This window comes from Citrobacter arsenatis, from assembly GCF_004353845.1.
Taxonomy (GTDB): domain Bacteria; phylum Pseudomonadota; class Gammaproteobacteria; order Enterobacterales; family Enterobacteriaceae; genus Citrobacter; species Citrobacter arsenatis.
Genome location: NZ_CP037864.1, coordinates 4,722,775 through 4,739,896, shown reverse-complemented (window position 1 = coordinate 4,739,896; position 17,122 = coordinate 4,722,775). Strand labels below are relative to the sequence as shown.

Sequence of the window (17,122 nt, the reverse complement as noted above, 5' to 3'; positions counted from 1 at the left end):
GCCAGATATACCTGATTTGGTAGTATGCCCACACTGTTTGTATAAATTGACGTATTTTGCGTTCAGTTTTGCATTGTTGAGTCGCTTTATCACTTTCATGCCCGTTTCATAACTGTCGGAGTTAACACAAGGATGCGATTAACGACGAAATTTTCAGCTTTTGTCACGCTGCTTACTGGGTTAACGATCTTCGTGACTCTGATCGGCTGCTCGCTGAGTTTTTACAACGCGATTCAATATAAGTTCACCACCCGTGTTCAGGCGGTGGCGACGGCGATTGATACACACCTTGTCTCCCGCGATGTTGTAGCGTTAACCCCGCAAATCGATGAAATGATGGTTTCGGTTGATATCGTGCGCATCGAATTGCTGCAGGGCGAAAAAGTTGTGTATGACCACTCTCGCTCCAGCAGTTATCGCCCGGCGGGGACGAACAATCTGTATCGTGACATCACCGTCCCGTTGGTCAAACATCCTGGCATGTCGTTACGTCTGGTTTATCAGGATCCGATGGGCAACTATTTTCATTCGTTGGTGACCACCGCGCCGCTCACGCTGGCGATTGCTTTCATTATACTGATGCTCTTTTTGTCGGTACGCTGGCTTCAACGCCAGCTTTCGGGTCAGGAGCTGCTGGAGATTCGTTCCACGCGCATTCTGAACGGCGAACGTGGACCGAACGTGCGGGGAACGGTTTATGAATGGCCAGCCCGAACCAGTAGCGCACTCGATATGCTGCTGACCGAAATTCAAAATGCCCGCGAACAACGCAGCCGCCTGGATACGCTGATTCGCTCCTATGTAGCACAGGATACGAAAACCGGGCTGAGCAACCGTCTGTTCTTTGATAACCAACTGGCCACGCTGTTGGAAGATCAGGAAAAAGTGGGATCGCATGGCGTCGTGATGATGGTGCGTCTGCCGGACTTTACTCTGCTGCGCGATAGCTGGGGAATTACCCTCGCGGAAGAACAAATTTCGACATTAATCAATTTGTTGTCGACTTTTATGACGCGCTATCCGGGCGCATTGCTGGCGCGCTACCACCGTAGCGATTTCGCCATCTTGCTACCACACCGTACTCTGAAAGAGGCGGAAAGCATCGCCGGGCAATTATTAAAAGCGGTGGATGCGCTTCCGGCTAATAAAATGATCGATCGTGCCGATATGGTTCATATTGGCATTTGCGTTTGCCGCAACGGTCAATCGACGGAACAAGTGATGGATCATGCCGAAGCCGCCACGCGGAATTCGGTATTGCAGGGTGGGAATAGCTGGTCGGTCTATGATGATTCACTGCCGGAAAAAGGGCGAGGCAACGTACGCTGGCGAACGCTGATCGAACAGATGCTCAGCCGGGGCGGACCGAGAATTTATCAAAAGCCTGCGGTAACGCGTGAAGGTCGAGTACACCATCGCGAGCTGATGTGTCGTATCTTTGATGGCAGCGAAGAGGTTATTTCGGCGGAATATATGCCGATGGTGCTGCAGTTTGGCCTGGCTGAAGAGTATGACCGTCTGCAAATCAGCCGTCTGATCCTACTGCTGGGTTACTGGCCGCAGGAAAGTCTGGCGATGCAGACAACGGTTGAATCGCTAATTCGCCCACGTTTTCAGCGCTGGCTACGTGATACGCTGATGCAGTGCGAAAAATCACTACGCAAACGCATAATTATTGAACTTGCTGAGGCAGATGTCTGTCAACATATCAGCCGGTTACAGCCCGTCATCAGATTGATGAATGCGCTGGGTGTGCGAATCGCAGTTACGCAGGCGGGTTTAACGCTGGTGAGCACCAGTTGGATCAAAGAGCTTAACGTTGAGTTATTGAAGCTCCATCCAAGCCTGGTGAGGAATATTGAAAAGCGAACTGAAAACCAGCTCCTGGTTCAAAGCCTGGTGGAGGCCTGTTCTGGAACACCCACGCAGGTTTACGCCACGGGTGTTCGTTCGCGTAGCGAGTGGCATACGCTGACGGAGCGCGGAGTTGCCGGTGGGCAAGGGGATTTTTTTGCCTCATCACAGCCACTTGACACTAACGTGAAAAAATATTCGCAAAGATACTCGGTTTAACCTGCCGTTTAATTCGTTTTCACGTAGAATAACGCGCGCTGTGCCTTCTGGGGGTGTGCTTGTCTGCTCGCCGGGTTGTAACAGCAAACATGCAGGTGAATGACCTTTGACAGGTTGCAAACAAAAGCGAGGAGTGCTGCTGATTTATTCAGCCCTGATGGACTCAGGCCGGTTTTGTAACAAAGGAAACGAACTGCACTAATTTTCACCGTAGCAGATGATTTTTGCGCCTTGTCGCTGCTGCGTGTGGTTGGTAAAGTAAGCGGATTTTGTTTTCCGCCCCAGCTTTCAGGATTATCCCTTAGTATGTTGAAAAAATTTCGTGGCATGTTTTCCAATGACCTGTCCATTGACCTGGGTACCGCGAATACCCTTATTTATGTAAAAGGACAAGGCATCGTATTGAATGAGCCTTCTGTTGTGGCCATTCGTCAGGATCGTGCCGGTTCGCCGAAAAGCGTGGCTGCAGTAGGTCATGATGCGAAGCAGATGCTGGGTCGTACGCCGGGCAATATCGCTGCAATTCGCCCAATGAAAGACGGCGTTATCGCTGACTTCTTCGTGACTGAAAAAATGCTCCAGCACTTTATCAAACAAGTGCACAGCAATAGCTTCATGCGCCCAAGCCCGCGCGTACTGGTGTGTGTACCGGTTGGAGCAACTCAGGTTGAACGCCGTGCGATCCGTGAGTCCGCTCAGGGCGCAGGCGCCCGTGAAGTCTTCCTGATTGAAGAGCCGATGGCGGCTGCGATCGGTGCGGGTCTGCCCGTTTCTGAAGCAACCGGTTCTATGGTTGTGGATATCGGTGGTGGTACCACTGAAGTTGCCGTTATCTCCCTGAACGGTGTGGTTTACTCCTCTTCTGTACGTATTGGCGGCGACCGCTTCGACGAAGCGATCATTAATTATGTACGTCGTAACTACGGCTCTCTGATCGGTGAAGCTACCGCAGAACGTATCAAACACGAGATCGGTTCCGCTTATCCGGGCGACGAAGTGCGCGAAATTGAAGTTCGCGGTCGTAACCTGGCAGAAGGTGTTCCGCGCGGCTTTACCCTGAACTCCAACGAGATTCTGGAAGCGCTGCAGGAACCGCTGACCGGTATCGTGAGCGCGGTAATGGTTGCACTGGAACAGTGCCCGCCAGAGCTGGCGTCTGACATCTCCGAACGCGGCATGGTACTGACCGGTGGCGGTGCGCTGCTGCGTAACCTTGACCGTCTGTTAATGGAAGAAACCGGTATTCCAGTTGTTGTTGCTGAAGATCCGCTAACCTGCGTGGCGCGTGGTGGCGGCAAGGCACTGGAAATGATCGATATGCACGGCGGCGACCTGTTCAGCGAAGAGTAATCGGATGCAGGTAGGGTAGCCAGCGGGTTACCCTTCCGCTCTGATACGAGAATACGCATAGACTATGAAGCCAATTTTTAGCCGTGGCCCGTCGCTACAGATTCGCCTTATTCTGGCGGTGCTGGTGGCGCTCGGCGTTATTATTGCCGACAGCCGCCTGGGTACGTTTAGTCAAATCCGAACGTACATGGATACCGCCGTCAGTCCTTTCTACTTTATCTCAAATGGTCCCCGTGAATTACTCGATGGCGTTTCGCAAACGCTGGCTTCACGTGACCAACTCGAACTTGAAAACCGGGCGTTGCGTCAGGAACTGCTGCTGAAAAACAGCGAGCTGCTGATGCTGGGGCAATATAAACAGGAGAACGCGCGTTTGCGCGAGCTGCTGGGGTCGCCGCTGCGTCAGGACGAACAAAAGATGGTGACGCAGGTCATCTCAACGGTTAATGACCCTTACAGCGATCAGGTAGTGATCGACAAAGGAAGCGTTAACGGCGTCTATGAAGGTCAGCCGGTTATTAGCGACAAAGGCGTAGTTGGTCAGGTCGTTGCGGTGGCTAAACTGACCAGCCGCGTGCTGCTGATTTGCGATGCAACGCATGCGTTGCCTATTCAGGTACTGCGTAACGATATTCGCGTAATCGCCGCGGGTAACGGTTGCACCGACGATCTTCAGCTCGAACACCTGCCGGCCAATACCGACATTCGCGTTGGCGATGTGCTGGTTACCTCGGGCCTGGGTGGCCGTTTTCCTGAGGGGTATCCGGTTGCTGTTGTTTCTTCCGTTAAGCTGGACACTCAGCGCGCTTATACCGTGATTCAGGCTCGCCCGACCGCGGGTCTGCAGCGTCTGCGTTATCTGTTACTGTTGTGGGGCGCCGATCGTAATGGCGCAAATCCGATGACACCGGAAGAAGTGCACCGCGTTGCCAATGAACGTCTGATGCAAATGATGCCGCAGGTGCTGCCTGCGCCAGATGCCATGGGGCCGCCAGCGCCAGTGCCAGCTCCCGCAACAGGTGTGACTCCTGCGCCTGCAGATACTACGCCGCCACAATCTGCTCCGCGTAAGCCGGGAGGACAGTAAGTGGCAAGCTATCGTAGCCAGGGACGATGGGTGATTTGGCTCTCGTTCCTTATTGCACTGTTGCTGCAGGTCATGCCGTGGCCGGACGACATTCTTGTTTTCCGGCCAAACTGGGTGTTGCTCATCTTGTTGTACTGGATCCTGGCGCTGCCGCATCGCGTAAATGTGGGCACAGGGTTTGTGGTGGGTGCCATACTGGATCTCATCAGCGGTTCCACGCTTGGCGTGCGCGCATTGTCGATGAGTATCATTGCTTATCTGGTCGCGCTGAAATTCCAGCTATTCCGCAATCTCGCGCTCTGGCAACAGGCGCTGGTGGTCATGTTGTTATCACTGGTCGTGGATATTATTGTTTTCTGGGCCGAGTTTTTAGTGATCAATGTCTCTTTCAGACCCGAAGTGTTCTGGAGTAGTGTAGTGAATGGTGTGCTTTGGCCATGGCTATTCTTACTGATGCGTAAAGTGCGCCAGCAGTTTGCTGTGCAATAATGAAAATGCCTGATGGCGCTGCGCTTATCAGGCCTACGGATAGTGCTGTTGTAGGCCGGATAAGGCGCTTGCGCCGCCATCCGGCATAACAGGCTTGGGATTTGCTATGACTTCTTTATATCTGGCGTCCGGATCGCCTCGCCGCCAGGCGTTGTTGACTCAACTGGGTGTTTCTTTCGAACGTATCGTTACGGGAATTGAAGAAAATCGTGGCGAAGGTGAAAGCGCCCAGCAGTACGTTTCGCGTCTGGCGCGTGAGAAAGCGCAGGCTGGCGTGGCGTTGGTACAGCGTGATTTGCCGGTATTGGGCGCGGATACCATTGTTATCCTTAACGGTGAAGTGCTGGAAAAACCACACGACGCCGCCCATGCCGCAGCCATGCTGCGCAAACTGTCGGGCAAAACGCATCAGGTCATGACCGCCGTGGCATTGGCCGACTGCCAGCACAGTCTGGACTGTCTGGTGGTGACGGAAGTGACGTTCAGGGCACTAACCGATGAGGACATCGCGGGCTATGTTGCCAGCGGTGAACCAATGGATAAAGCAGGTGCATACGGTATTCAAGGGTTGGGTGGCTGTTTTGTCAGGAAGATAAATGGCAGCTATCACGCCGTAGTCGGCTTACCGCTGGTAGAAACGTATGAGTTGCTGACCAATTTTAACGCACTGCGTGAGAAAAGGGATAAACATGACGGCTGAATTGTTGGTAAACGTAACGCCATCGGAAACTCGGGTGGCTTACATTGATGGCGGTATTCTGCAGGAAATTCATATTGAACGTGAGGCGCGACGCGGAATCGTAGGCAATATCTACAAAGGTCGTGTAAGTCGTGTACTTCCGGGTATGCAGGCGGCTTTTGTAGATATTGGACTGGATAAAGCCGCATTTCTCCACGCTTCAGACATTATGCCCCACACCGAATGCGTAGCGGGTGAAGAACAAAAACAGTTCACCGTGCGCGATATTTCTGAGCTGGTGCGCCAGGGTCAGGATCTGATGGTGCAGGTGGTAAAAGATCCGTTAGGTACTAAAGGCGCACGCCTGACGACGGACATCACGCTTCCTTCTCGTTATCTCGTGTTTATGCCGGGGGCTTCGCACGTTGGCGTTTCCCAACGTATTGAAAGCGAAACCGAACGCGAACGCCTGAAAAAGGTGGTAGCGGATTACTGCGATGAGCAGGGCGGATTCATCATTCGTACGGCGGCGGAAGGCGTCTGTGAAGAGGACCTGGCCTCGGATGCTGCCTACCTGAAGCGTGTCTGGACGAAAGTCATGGAGCGTAAAAAGCGCCCGCAAACGCGCTATCAAATGTACGGTGAACTGGCGTTAGCGCAGCGCGTGCTGCGTGATTTTGCCGATGCGCAGCTTGACCGGATCCGCGTCGACTCCCGTCTGACCTATGAAGCGTTACTGGAATTTACGGCGGAATATATCCCCGAGATGACCAGCAAGCTGGAACATTACAGCGGACGCCAGCCCATTTTTGATCTCTTTGACGTTGAGAATGAAATCCAGCGTGCGCTGGAACGCAAGGTAGAGCTGAAGTCCGGCGGCTATCTGATCATCGATCAAACCGAAGCGATGACCACCGTCGATATCAACACCGGCGCGTTTGTTGGACATCGTAATCTCGACGACACTATCTTTAATACTAATATTGAAGCAACGCAGGCCATTGCTCGTCAACTGCGTCTGCGTAACCTCGGCGGCATTATCATTATCGATTTTATCGACATGAATAATGAAGACCACCGTCGCCGGGTGCTGCACTCTCTGGAGCAGGCTCTGAGCAAGGATCGCGTAAAAACCAGCATCAACGGTTTTTCACAGCTGGGCCTGGTGGAGATGACGCGTAAACGCACGCGTGAAAGCGTGGAGCATGTGCTGTGCAACGAGTGTCCGACCTGCCATGGTCGCGGTACGGTGAAAACGGTGGAAACCGTATGCTATGAAATCATGCGCGAAATCGTGCGGGTACACCATGCATATGACTCCGATCGTTTCCTGGTTTACGCATCTCCGGCAGTGGCTGAAACTCTGAAAGGTGAAGAGTCACATGCGCTGGCAGAAGTCGAAATTTTTGTCGGCAAGCAGGTCAAAGTTCAAATCGAACCGCTGTATAACCAGGAGCAGTTCGACGTGGTAATGATGTAAATCATGTAGTGGCACCCGCGCATGTAGGCCGGATAAGGCGCAAGCACCATCGTCCGGCAATATTCACTCAGGGGTGTGAGTCACATTTTTTTGCAGACAAGGAGAGGCGCGTGAGGCGATTGCCGGGGATATTACTGCTCACTGGAGCCGCATTCGTTGTCATCGCAGCGCTGCTGGTCAGTGGACTGCGCCTTGCGCTACCTCATCTTGATAACTGGCGTCCGGCCATCCTGGGCAAGATTGAATCCGCCACTGGTCTCCCTGTTTCCGCCAGCCAGCTTTCCGCGAACTGGCAAAATTTCGGTCCTACGCTTGAAGCGCGCGATATCCATGCGCAACTGAAAGACGGTGGCGAGTTTTCGGTAAAGCGCGTCACGTTAGCGCTGGATGTCTGGCAAAGCTTGCTGCACATGCGCTGGCAGTTTCGCGATCTCACCTTCTGGCAATTGCAGTTGCGCATCAATACCCCCATCCAGCGCAGTGAAAGCGGTGATGGAATTGAAGCCGGGCATCTTAGCGATCTTTTCCTGCGCCAGTTCGATCATTTCGATCTACGCGACAGCCAGATTAGCTTTTTAACCCTCTCAGGCCAGCGAGCAGAACTGGCGATCCCACAGCTTACCTGGCTGAACGGTAAAAATCGGCATCGCGCCGAGGGCCAGGTCAGTCTCTCCAGTCTGACCGGGCAGCACGGTGTTATGCAAGTACGTATGGATCTGCGTGATGATAACGGGCTGTTGAACAGTGGTCGGGTCTGGCTGCAGGCTGACGATATTGACCTCAAGCCGTGGCTGGGTAAATGGATGCAGGATAATGTCGCGCTGCAAACCGCGCGTTTTAGCCTGGAAGCATGGATGACGATCGGCAAAGGCGTCGTTTCCGGCGGCGATGTCTGGTTGAAAAAAGGCGGGGCAAGCTGGCTGGGCGAAAATCGTACACACACGCTCTCCGTCGATAATCTGACGGCGCATATCAGCCATGAAGGACCGGGCTGGCAATTCTCTATTCCTGATACCCGTATCACCATGGATGATAAACCCTGGCCGAGCGGGGCGTTAACGCTGGCCTGGATCCCTGAACAGGAAGTCGGTGGTGAGAATAACAAACGCAGCGACGAGCTTCGTATTCGCGCCAGCAATTTGGATCTGGCCGGATTAGAAGGGCTGCGTCCGATGGCATCCAGGCTATCGCCTGCGCTGGGGGATATCTGGCGAGCCACGCAGCCGAGCGGCAAGATAGATGTACTGGCGCTGGATATTCCCTTACAGGCGACAGAAAAAACCCGCTTCCAGTCCTCGTGGACCGATCTGGCCTGGAAACAGTGGAAGCTGCTGCCAGGGGCAGAACACTTCTCCGGTACGCTTGCGGGCAGCGTTGAAAATGGGGCGCTCACCGCCTCCATGAAGCACGCCAAAATGCCGTATGAAACCGTTTTTCGCGCACCGTTGGAAATAGAGAACGGCGTGGCGACGCTAAGCTGGCTGAAAAATGATAAAGGCTTTCAGTTAGATGGGCGCAACATCGATGTTAAAGCGAAAGCGGTACGCGCGCGCGGCGGTTTTCGCTATCTGCAGCCCGCCGGTGATGAGCCATGGTTGGGTATTCTGGCTGGCATCAGCACCAACGATGGCTCTCAGGCCTGGCGTTATTTCCCGGAAAACCTGATGGGCAAAGAGCTGGTTGACTATCTCAGCGGCGCTATTCAGGGCGGCGAAGCGGATAACGCTACGCTGGTGTATGGCGGCAATCCGCATCTGTTCCCGTATCTCCATAATGAAGGACAGTTTCAGGTCCTGGTGCCGCTTCGTAATGCGAAGTTTGCTTTCCAGCCCGACTGGCCCGCGCTGACCGATCTTAATATTGAACTGAACTTCATTAACGACGGTCTGTGGATGAAGACGGATAGCGTTAATCTGGGCGGCGTGAAGGCCAGTAATCTGACGGCAAACATCCCCGACTATGCAAAAGAAAAACTGCTGATTGATGCCGATATCAACGGGCCGGGCAAGGCGGTTGGACCTTATTTTGATGAGACGCCATTACAGGATTCTCTCGGCGCCACGCTCGAGCAGTTGCAAATTGACGGCGATGTGAATGCTCGCTTACATCTTGATATTCCGCTGGACGGCTCGCAGGTTACCGCCAAAGGCGACGTTAACCTGCGTAATAACAGCTTGTTTATTAAACCGCTCGACAGCACGCTGAAGAATTTGAACGGTAAATTCAGCTTTATCAACGGCGATCTGCAAAGTGAGCCGATGACGGCAAACTGGTTTAATCAGCCGCTGAACGTCGACTTTTCCACGACCGAAGGGGCGAAGGCCTACCAGGTCGCCGTGAATCTGCAAGGGAACTGGCAGCCAACCCGCATGGGGATTTTGCCGGCTCAGGTCAATGAGGCGTTGAGCGGCAGCATGGCGTGGAATGGCAAGGTGGGTATCGATCTTCCGTATCATGCCGGGCCGACCTACGATATTGAGCTAAAGGGCGACCTGAAGAATGTAAGTAGTCACTTACCTGCTCCGCTGAATAAGGCGGCCGGTGAGGCGTTGCCGGTGAACGTTAAGGCTAACGGCAATCTGCGCAGCTTTGATCTGACCGGTAATGCTGGCAGTAAGAATCACTTTAACAGCCGCTGGCTGCTGAGTCAGAAACTGACGCTTGACCGCGCAATCTGGACGTCGGAAAGCCGCACCGTGCCTGCGTTACCCGATCAGCAAGGCATTGAGCTTAACCTTCCCCCGATGGATGGCGCGCAATGGCTGGCGTTGTTCCAGAAAGGCGCTGCGGATAACGTTGGCACCAATGCCAACTTCCCACAGCGCATCACAGTACGTACGCCATCGTTATCCCTGGGCGGCCAGCAGTGGAATAATTTGAGTATCGTCTCTGAACCTGCGGGCAATGGCTCCTCCGTGCAGGCGCAGGGCCGTGAGATTAACGCCACGCTGGCGATGCGTAACAATGCGCCGTGGTTGGCCAATATTAAGTATCTTTATTACAACCCAAGTGCGGCGAAACCGTCACCGAATAGCACGCCAGCCTCGCCGTTTTCTGCCATCGACAAGGTCAGCTTCCGTGGCTGGCCGGACCTTCAGCTGCGCTGTGCCGAGTGCTGGATGTGGGGACAGAAATACGGGCGCATTGACGCCGATGTGGTGATTAAAGGCGATACGCTCACCTTGAATAACGGTTTGTTGGATACCGGTTTTGCCAGACTGACCACTGACGGCGTATGGGTGAATACGCCGGGCAAGGAGCGGACGTCGCTGAAGGGTAAACTGAGCGGCAGTAAAATTGACTCCGCGGCCGGTTTCTTTGGCGTATCAACGCCGATTCGCGGTTCTTCGTTCAACGTGGAGTACGATTTGCACTGGCGTAGCCCGCCGTGGGATCCGGACGTAGCCTCGCTGAATGGGATTTTACGTACCCGGTTGGGCAAAGGTGAGCTTACCGAACTCAGTACCGGTCATGCGGGTCAGCTGTTACGCCTGCTGAGTTTTGATGCGTTGCTGCGTAAACTGCGCTTTGATTTTAGCGATACCTTCAGTGAAGGCTTCTATTTCGACTCGATTCGCAGCACGGCGTGGATCAAAGATGGCGTGATGCATACCGATGATACGCTGGTGGACGGCCTGGAAGCCGACATTGCGATGAAAGGTTCAGTGAACCTGGTGCGCCGTGAGCTGGATATGGAAGCTATTGTCGCACCAGAGATTTCTGCCACCGTAGGGGTTGCCGCCGCGTTTGCCGTCAACCCGATTGTCGGTGCGGCGGTGTTTGCCGCCAGTAAAGTTCTGGGACCGCTATGGAGCAAAGTTTCGATTCTGCGCTATCGCATCACCGGTCCGGTCGATAAGCCGCAGATTAACGAAGTTCTGCGTCAGCCGCGTAAAGAAAGCCAGCAATGATTTGACGGGGGCGAGTAATTGCCCCAATCTCAGTACAGCGATCTTCTACCGCAGTCCGTATACCGGATAAGGCGCTCACGCCGCCATCCGGCATTGAAGTGCCTGATGGCGACGCTGGCGCGTCTTATCAGGCCTACAACAGAAACTAATGAGTACCAAAACGATGAGTCTGAACCTGGTAAGTGAACAATTGCTAGCGGCAAATGGCCTGAAACATCAGGATCTGTTTGCCATCCTGGGCCAACTGGCCGAACGCCGTCTTGATTACGGCGATCTCTATTTTCAGTCGAGCTATCACGAATCCTGGGTTTTAGAAGACCGCATCATTAAAGATGGTTCTTACAATATCGATCAGGGCGTTGGCGTGCGCGCCATCAGCGGCGAAAAAACAGGGTTTGCCTATGCAGACCAGATTAGCCTGCTGGCGCTGGAACAAAGTGCTCATGCCGCCCGTACTATCGTGCGTGACAATGGTGACGGCAAAGTAAAAACGCTGGGAGCGGTAGAGCATCAGGCGCTTTACACCTCGGTTGATCCGTTACAGAGCATGAGCCGTGAAGAGAAACTGGATATCCTGCGCCGCGTAGACAGCGTCGCGCGTGCCGCCGACAAGCGCGTTCAGGAAGTGACCGCCAGCCTGACCGGTGTTTATGAACTGATCCTGGTGGCAGCGACCGACGGTACGCTGGCCGCTGACGTCCGCCCGCTGGTACGTTTGTCCGTAAGCGTCCAGGTCGAAGAGGACGGTAAGCGTGAGCGTGGTGCCAGCGGTGGCGGCGGTCGTTTTGGCTATGACTATTTCCTTGGCGACCTCGATGGTGAAGTCCGTGCTGACGCATGGGCGAAAGAAGCCGTACGCATGGCGTTGGTCAATCTGTCCGCGGTAGCAGCGCCAGCTGGAACGTTGCCGGTGGTACTTGGCGCTGGCTGGCCTGGCGTTTTGCTGCATGAAGCGGTCGGTCATGGTCTGGAAGGTGACTTTAACCGCCGTGGGACTTCGGTCTTCAGCGGCCACATGGGTGAACTGGTCGCGTCAGAACTGTGTACCGTTGTGGACGATGGCACAATGGCGGATCGCCGTGGTTCCGTGGCTATCGATGACGAAGGTACGCCGGGTCAGTACAACGTGCTGATCGAAAACGGTATTCTGAAAGGTTACATGCAGGACAAACTAAATGCGCGCCTGATGGGCGTAGCGCCAACGGGTAACGGTCGTCGTGAATCTTACGCGCATCTGCCGATGCCGCGTATGACCAATACCTATATGCTGCCGGGGAAATCCACGCCGCAGGAAATCATCGAATCCGTTGAATACGGTATTTATGCGCCTAACTTCGGTGGCGGCCAGGTGGATATCACTTCCGGGAAATTTGTATTCTCAACGTCCGAAGCGTATCTGATTGAAAACGGTAAAGTGACCAAACCGGTAAAAGGCGCGACGCTGATTGGCTCCGGTATCGAAGCGATGCAGCAGATTTCGATGGTGGGTAACGACCTGAAACTGGATAACGGGGTTGGCGTTTGCGGTAAAGAAGGGCAGAGTCTGCCGGTGGGCGTGGGCCAGCCGACGCTGAAGGTAGATAACCTGACCGTGGGCGGCACGGCGTAAATGTCAGTGCCGGATGGCGGTGCAGTGAACTGCATCTTATCCGGCCTACAAATCGAGTACTGGCTGTAGGCCCGATAAGCGTAGCGCCATCGGGCAATTTATCCCTTCTCTTTCCCCCGACCATACATCCCCTGAAACAACTGCCCTACATCGACAAAATAGTCTGTCAGATAGTTAATCACCACCTGAACTTTGAGCGGTAGTTTGTCTTTTTCGGTATACAGCGCATAGACCGGACGCGGATCCGACTGATATCGAGGGAGTAGGATCTCCACTTCGCCACGATTGATCTCATTGATCACCCACATCAGCGGTACATAGGCAATGCCCGCGCCAGCGGCCAGCCAGCGCACCAGCGTCATCGGATCGTTAGTCACGAAGCGTCCTTCAGGGATCAGGCGGGTAGAGATCCCCTCCGGGGCGATAAGCTCGAACTCATTATCCGGGCGCACGCTGTATTCCAGCCACGAGTGGTTGCTGAGATCGGCGGGTTTCTCCGGAACGCCAAATTGCGCGAGATAGCTTTTAGCGGCGCAGACCACCATCGGCATGGCTCCAAGGCGACGTGAAAACAGGCTGGAGTCCTGCAACGCGCCGACGCGAATAACCACGTCCAGACCATCGGCAATTAAATCCGGAGCAGGGATGCCTGTGACCAGATTTACCGTCAATCCCGGATACTCTTTCAGCATCGTGGCGGTCAATCCCGCGAGGACATTTTGTGCCATGGTTGAAGAACAGCCAATGCGCAGGGTGCCGATAGGCGTGTTGTTAAAAGCATAAAGCTGCTCATGAACATCCTGTGCTTCGTGCAGCATCCGGCGGCAGCCCTGATAATAAATTTTACCGGCTTCAGTTAGCCCAATGCTGCGTGTACTGCGGTTTAGCAGCTTGACCTGCAGCTCATCTTCCAGTTTAGAGACCGTCTGGCTTATCGATGAAACGCTCATTTGTAGCTGTCTTGCTGCGGCGGTGAAGGAGCCCAGTTCGACAACTTTGGCGAACACCGACATACGTTTTAATCGTTCCATTGTTCACTCTGGCTTAAAAGTGATTTAGATCACATAATATAGATAACAGCATAACAGTTACGTTAATATATTATTATTCAAATAACAGCTATGTCGCTCTCGCCTGGCTCATCCTTGCCCTTCTCTGCGGTGACATATGCTAGAAAATCTACCATCTGCACTCTCTTAAGCTACCAAGGTCAACATGAGTCTGTTTCCCGTTATCGTGGTGTTTGGTCTGTCCTTCCCACCGATTTTTTTCGAATTACTTTTGTCACTGGCGATTTTCTGGCTGGTGCGCCGGGTACTGGTTCCGACTGGCATCTATGATTTTGTCTGGCATCCGGCTCTGTTTAACACTGCGCTGTATTGCTGTCTGTTCTATTTAATAACGCGCCTGTTCGTTTGAGGTTGAAGTGAAAACACTAACAAGAAAAATCTCCCGTACGGCCATGACTCTCGTACTGGTCATTCTGGCCTTCATCGCTATTTTCCGCGCATGGGTGTTCTACACCGAATCGCCGTGGACGCGTGACGCCCGATTCAGCGCCGATGTCGTCGCCATTGCACCTGACGTGGCGGGTCTTATTACCAACGTTAACATCCATGATAACCAACTGGTGAAAAAGGATCAGATCCTGTTCACCATCGATCAGCCACGCTATAAAAAAGCCCTCGAGCAGGCTGAAGCTGACGTTTCTTATTACCAGGTTCTGGCGCAAGAAAAACGCCAGGAGGCCGGTCGTCGTAATCGACTGGGCGTGCAGGCCATGTCTCGCGAAGAGATAGACCAATCAAACAACGTTTTGCAAACCGTATTACACCAGCTTGCGAAGGCGCAGGCGACTCGCGACCTGGCAAAATTAGATCTGGAACGTACCGTCATTCGCGCGCCAGCAGATGGCTGGGTGACTAACCTGAACGTCTATAGCGGCGAATTTATTACCCGTGGCTCCACGGCGGTGGCGTTAGTAAAACAGCATTCTTTCTATGTGCTGGCCTATATGGAAGAGACCAAACTGGAAGGCGTTCGACCTGGGTATCGCGCTGAGATTACGCCGCTTGGCAGTAATAATGTGCTGAAGGGCACTGTCGATAGCGTGGCGGCTGGCGTAACAAATGCCAGCAGTACGCGAGACGCAAAGGGTATGGCGACCATTGATTCCAATCTTGAGTGGGTGCGTCTGGCACAGCGTGTGCCGGTGCGAATTCGTCTTGATGAGCAGCAGGGAACCCTGTGGCCTGCCGGGACTACGGCGACTGTCGTCATTACCGGCAAGCAGGATCGCGATGCAAGCCAGGAATCCTTCTTCCGTAAAATGGCGCACCGCCTGCGCGAGTTTGGTTAATCGCGATGGGTATTTTCTCCATTGCCAACCAGCATATCCGCTTTGCGGTAAAACTGGCGTGCGCGATTGTACTGGCGCTGTTCGTTGGCTTTCACTTCCAACTTGAGACGCCGCGCTGGGCGGTGCTGACCGCCGCCATTGTAGCGGCAGGCCCAGCCTTTGCCGCCGGCGGAGAACCTTATTCTGGTGCTATCCGCTATCGCGGTATGCTGCGTATTGTCGGGACATTCATCGGCTGTATTGCCGCACTGATCATTATTATCAGCATGATCCGCGCTCCGTTATTGATGATCCTGGTGTGTTGTATCTGGGCCGGTTTTTGTACCTGGATCTCGTCGTTAGTGAAGATCGAAAACTCCTACGCATGGGGGCTTTCGGGCTATACGGCGCTGATCATCGTCATTACCATCCAGGCTGAACCGCTGCTGACACCACAATTTGCGCTCGAACGTTGTAGTGAAATTGTGATGGGGATTGTCTGCGCCATTGTGGCCGATCTGCTCTTTTCGCCCCGTTCGGTGAAACAGGAGATTGATGTCGAACTGGACAGTCTGCTGGTGGCGCAGTATCAGCTTATGCAACTGTGCATTAAGCATGGCGACAGTGAGGAAGTGGACAAAGCCTGGGGCGATTTAGTCCGGCGTACGGCGGCGTTGGAAGGTATGCGCAGTAACCTGAACATGGAGTCCTCACGCTGGGTGCGCGCTAACCGCAGACTCAAAGCATTGAACACATTGTCGCTTACGCTCATCACCCAGTCCTGCGAAACCTATCTTATTCAGAACACCCGACCGGAACTGATTACCGACACCTTCCGCGAGTTGTTCGATACGCCGGTTGAAACGGTGCAGGATGTCCATAAACAGCTGAAGCGGATGCGTCGGGTGATTGTCTGGACCGGCGAGCGCGAAACGCCGGTCACGATATACAGCTGGGCGGGGGCCGCAACGCGCTACCTGCTGCTCAAACGCGGTGTGGTGAGTAATACCAAGATTAGCGCTACGGAAGAAGAGATCCTGCAAGGCGAACCGGTGGTGAAAGTGGAGTCTGCCGAGCGCCATCATGCGATGGTCAACTTCTGGCGCACCACGCTTTCCTGTGTGCTGGGAACCTTATTCTGGCTGTGGACCGGCTGGACCTCCGGCAGTGGTGCAATGGTGATGATTGCGGTTGTTACCTCGCTGGCAATGCGTTTGCCCAACCCTCGTATGGTGGCGATAGACTTTATTTACGGTACGTTGGCGGCGTTACCGCTGGGGGCGCTCTATTTCCTGGTGATCATCCCCAATACGCAGCAAAGTATGTTGTTACTGTGCCTGAGCCTGGCGGTGCTGGGGTTCTTTCTGGGGATTGAGGTACAGAAACGACGGTTGGGATCGATGGGGGCGCTGGCCAGTACCATCAATATCATCGTGCTGGATAACCCAATGACCTTCCACTTTAGCCAGTTTCTTGACAGTGCGCTGGGGCAGATTGTTGGCTGCGTGCTGGCATTTATCGTCATTATGTTGGTGCGCGATAACTCTCGTGACAGGACGGGTCGTGTGTTGCTCAACCAGTTTGTCTCGGCGGCGGTTTCAGCGATGACTACCAACGTGATACGTCGTAAAGAAAACCACCTCCCGGCGCTTTATCAGCAGCTGTTTTTGCTGATGAACAAATTTCCTGGCGACCTGGCGAAGTTTCGCCTGGCGCTGACAATGATCATCGCACATCAGCGCCTGCGTGATGCGCCGGTACCAGTGAACGAGGATTTATCCGCATTCCACCGCCAGCTTCGTCGCACTGCAGATCGCGTGATTTCCGCAGGAAACGACGACAAGCGTCGACGCTATTTTAGCCAGTTGCTGGAGGAGCTTGAGATCTACCAGGAGAAATTAATCATCTGGCAAGCGCCACCGCAGGTTACCGAGCCGGTAAAACGGCTCAGTGGGATGCTGCATAAATACCAGCATGCGCTGGTCAGTAATTGAGAGTTGAAAACCGACGCTAAAAGCGTCGGTTTTTTTATGGCTATACTTACCTGAAAATGCGAGAGACCCCTGCATATTGGCGGTCTGTAGAGTGACTGGCGTCGGGATGGTG

At 53.8% G+C, this 17,122-nt stretch carries 12 protein-coding genes; 11 read left to right on the top strand and 1 reads right to left on the bottom strand.

The features are described 5' to 3' along the window. The first annotated feature begins 132 nt into the window (after nucleotides 1-132). The 8 genes from csrD (at nucleotide 133) to tldD (ending at nucleotide 12,678) form a co-directional block, all read left to right on the top strand. Nucleotides 133-2,073, top strand: a complete 1,941-nt coding sequence (gene csrD / locus E1B03_RS23795; protein ID WP_103769921.1) for an RNase E specificity factor CsrD — start codon at nucleotides 133-135, stop codon at nucleotides 2,071-2,073. Between the two features lie 306 nt (nucleotides 2,074-2,379). Beyond that, nucleotides 2,380-3,423 carry a rod shape-determining protein MreB gene (gene mreB, locus E1B03_RS23785; protein ID WP_000913396.1) on the top strand — a complete coding sequence of 348 codons (1,044 nt, stop codon included), beginning with the start codon at nucleotides 2,380-2,382 and terminating at the stop codon, nucleotides 3,421-3,423. A gap of 64 nt (nucleotides 3,424-3,487) precedes the next feature. Then, nucleotides 3,488-4,510, top strand: coding sequence for a rod shape-determining protein MreC (gene mreC, locus E1B03_RS23780; protein ID WP_103769920.1), 1,023 nt, complete (start codon nucleotides 3,488-3,490; stop codon nucleotides 4,508-4,510). Continuing rightward, nucleotides 4,511-4,999 carry a rod shape-determining protein MreD gene (gene mreD, locus E1B03_RS23775; protein WP_003025196.1) on the top strand — a complete coding sequence of 163 codons (489 nt, stop codon included), beginning with the start codon at nucleotides 4,511-4,513 and terminating at the stop codon, nucleotides 4,997-4,999. It abuts the gene before it with no gap. A gap of 106 nt (nucleotides 5,000-5,105) precedes the next feature. Next, entirely contained in the window at nucleotides 5,106-5,699 is a 594-nt protein-coding gene (locus E1B03_RS23770) for a Maf family protein (protein ID WP_133087039.1), read from the top strand. Further along, entirely contained in the window at nucleotides 5,689-7,158 is a 1,470-nt protein-coding gene (rng, locus tag E1B03_RS23765) for a ribonuclease G (RefSeq protein ID WP_003025190.1), read from the top strand. The genes E1B03_RS23770 and rng overlap by 11 nt, the downstream gene beginning before the upstream one ends. A gap of 110 nt (nucleotides 7,159-7,268) precedes the next feature. Next, nucleotides 7,269-11,069 carry an AsmA2 domain-containing protein YhdP gene (gene yhdP, locus E1B03_RS23760; RefSeq protein WP_133087038.1) on the top strand — a complete coding sequence of 1,267 codons (3,801 nt, stop codon included), beginning with the start codon at nucleotides 7,269-7,271 and terminating at the stop codon, nucleotides 11,067-11,069. Between the two features lie 163 nt (nucleotides 11,070-11,232). Further along, entirely contained in the window at nucleotides 11,233-12,678 is a 1,446-nt protein-coding gene (tldD, locus tag E1B03_RS23755) for a metalloprotease TldD (RefSeq protein WP_003828819.1), read from the top strand. 98 nt (nucleotides 12,679-12,776) lie between these two features. On the opposite strand, the gene aaeR is transcribed toward tldD, so the two are convergent. Beyond that, a complete protein-coding gene (aaeR, locus tag E1B03_RS23750; protein WP_103769917.1) occupies nucleotides 12,777-13,709 on the bottom strand; it encodes an HTH-type transcriptional activator AaeR in 933 nt (310 codons plus the stop codon). A gap of 184 nt (nucleotides 13,710-13,893) precedes the next feature. On the opposite strand from aaeR, the gene aaeX reads away from it, so the two are divergent. From aaeX to aaeB, 3 genes are read left to right on the top strand one after another with little or no spacing between them, the layout of a single operon-like run. Beyond that, nucleotides 13,894-14,097: a p-hydroxybenzoic acid efflux pump operon protein AaeX gene (gene aaeX / locus E1B03_RS23745; RefSeq protein WP_003025177.1), complete on the top strand. Its 204-nt coding sequence runs from the start codon at nucleotides 13,894-13,896 to the stop codon at nucleotides 14,095-14,097. Between the two features lie 7 nt (nucleotides 14,098-14,104). Beyond that, nucleotides 14,105-15,037 (top strand): p-hydroxybenzoic acid efflux pump subunit AaeA, encoded by a 933-nt coding sequence (aaeA, locus tag E1B03_RS23740; protein WP_103769916.1) that lies wholly within the window; start codon nucleotides 14,105-14,107, stop codon nucleotides 15,035-15,037. A 5-nt stretch (nucleotides 15,038-15,042) separates the two neighbouring features. Beyond that, nucleotides 15,043-17,010: a p-hydroxybenzoic acid efflux pump subunit AaeB gene (gene aaeB, locus E1B03_RS23735; protein WP_133087037.1), complete on the top strand. Its 1,968-nt coding sequence runs from the start codon at nucleotides 15,043-15,045 to the stop codon at nucleotides 17,008-17,010. Nucleotides 17,011-17,122 lie beyond the last annotated feature (112 nt).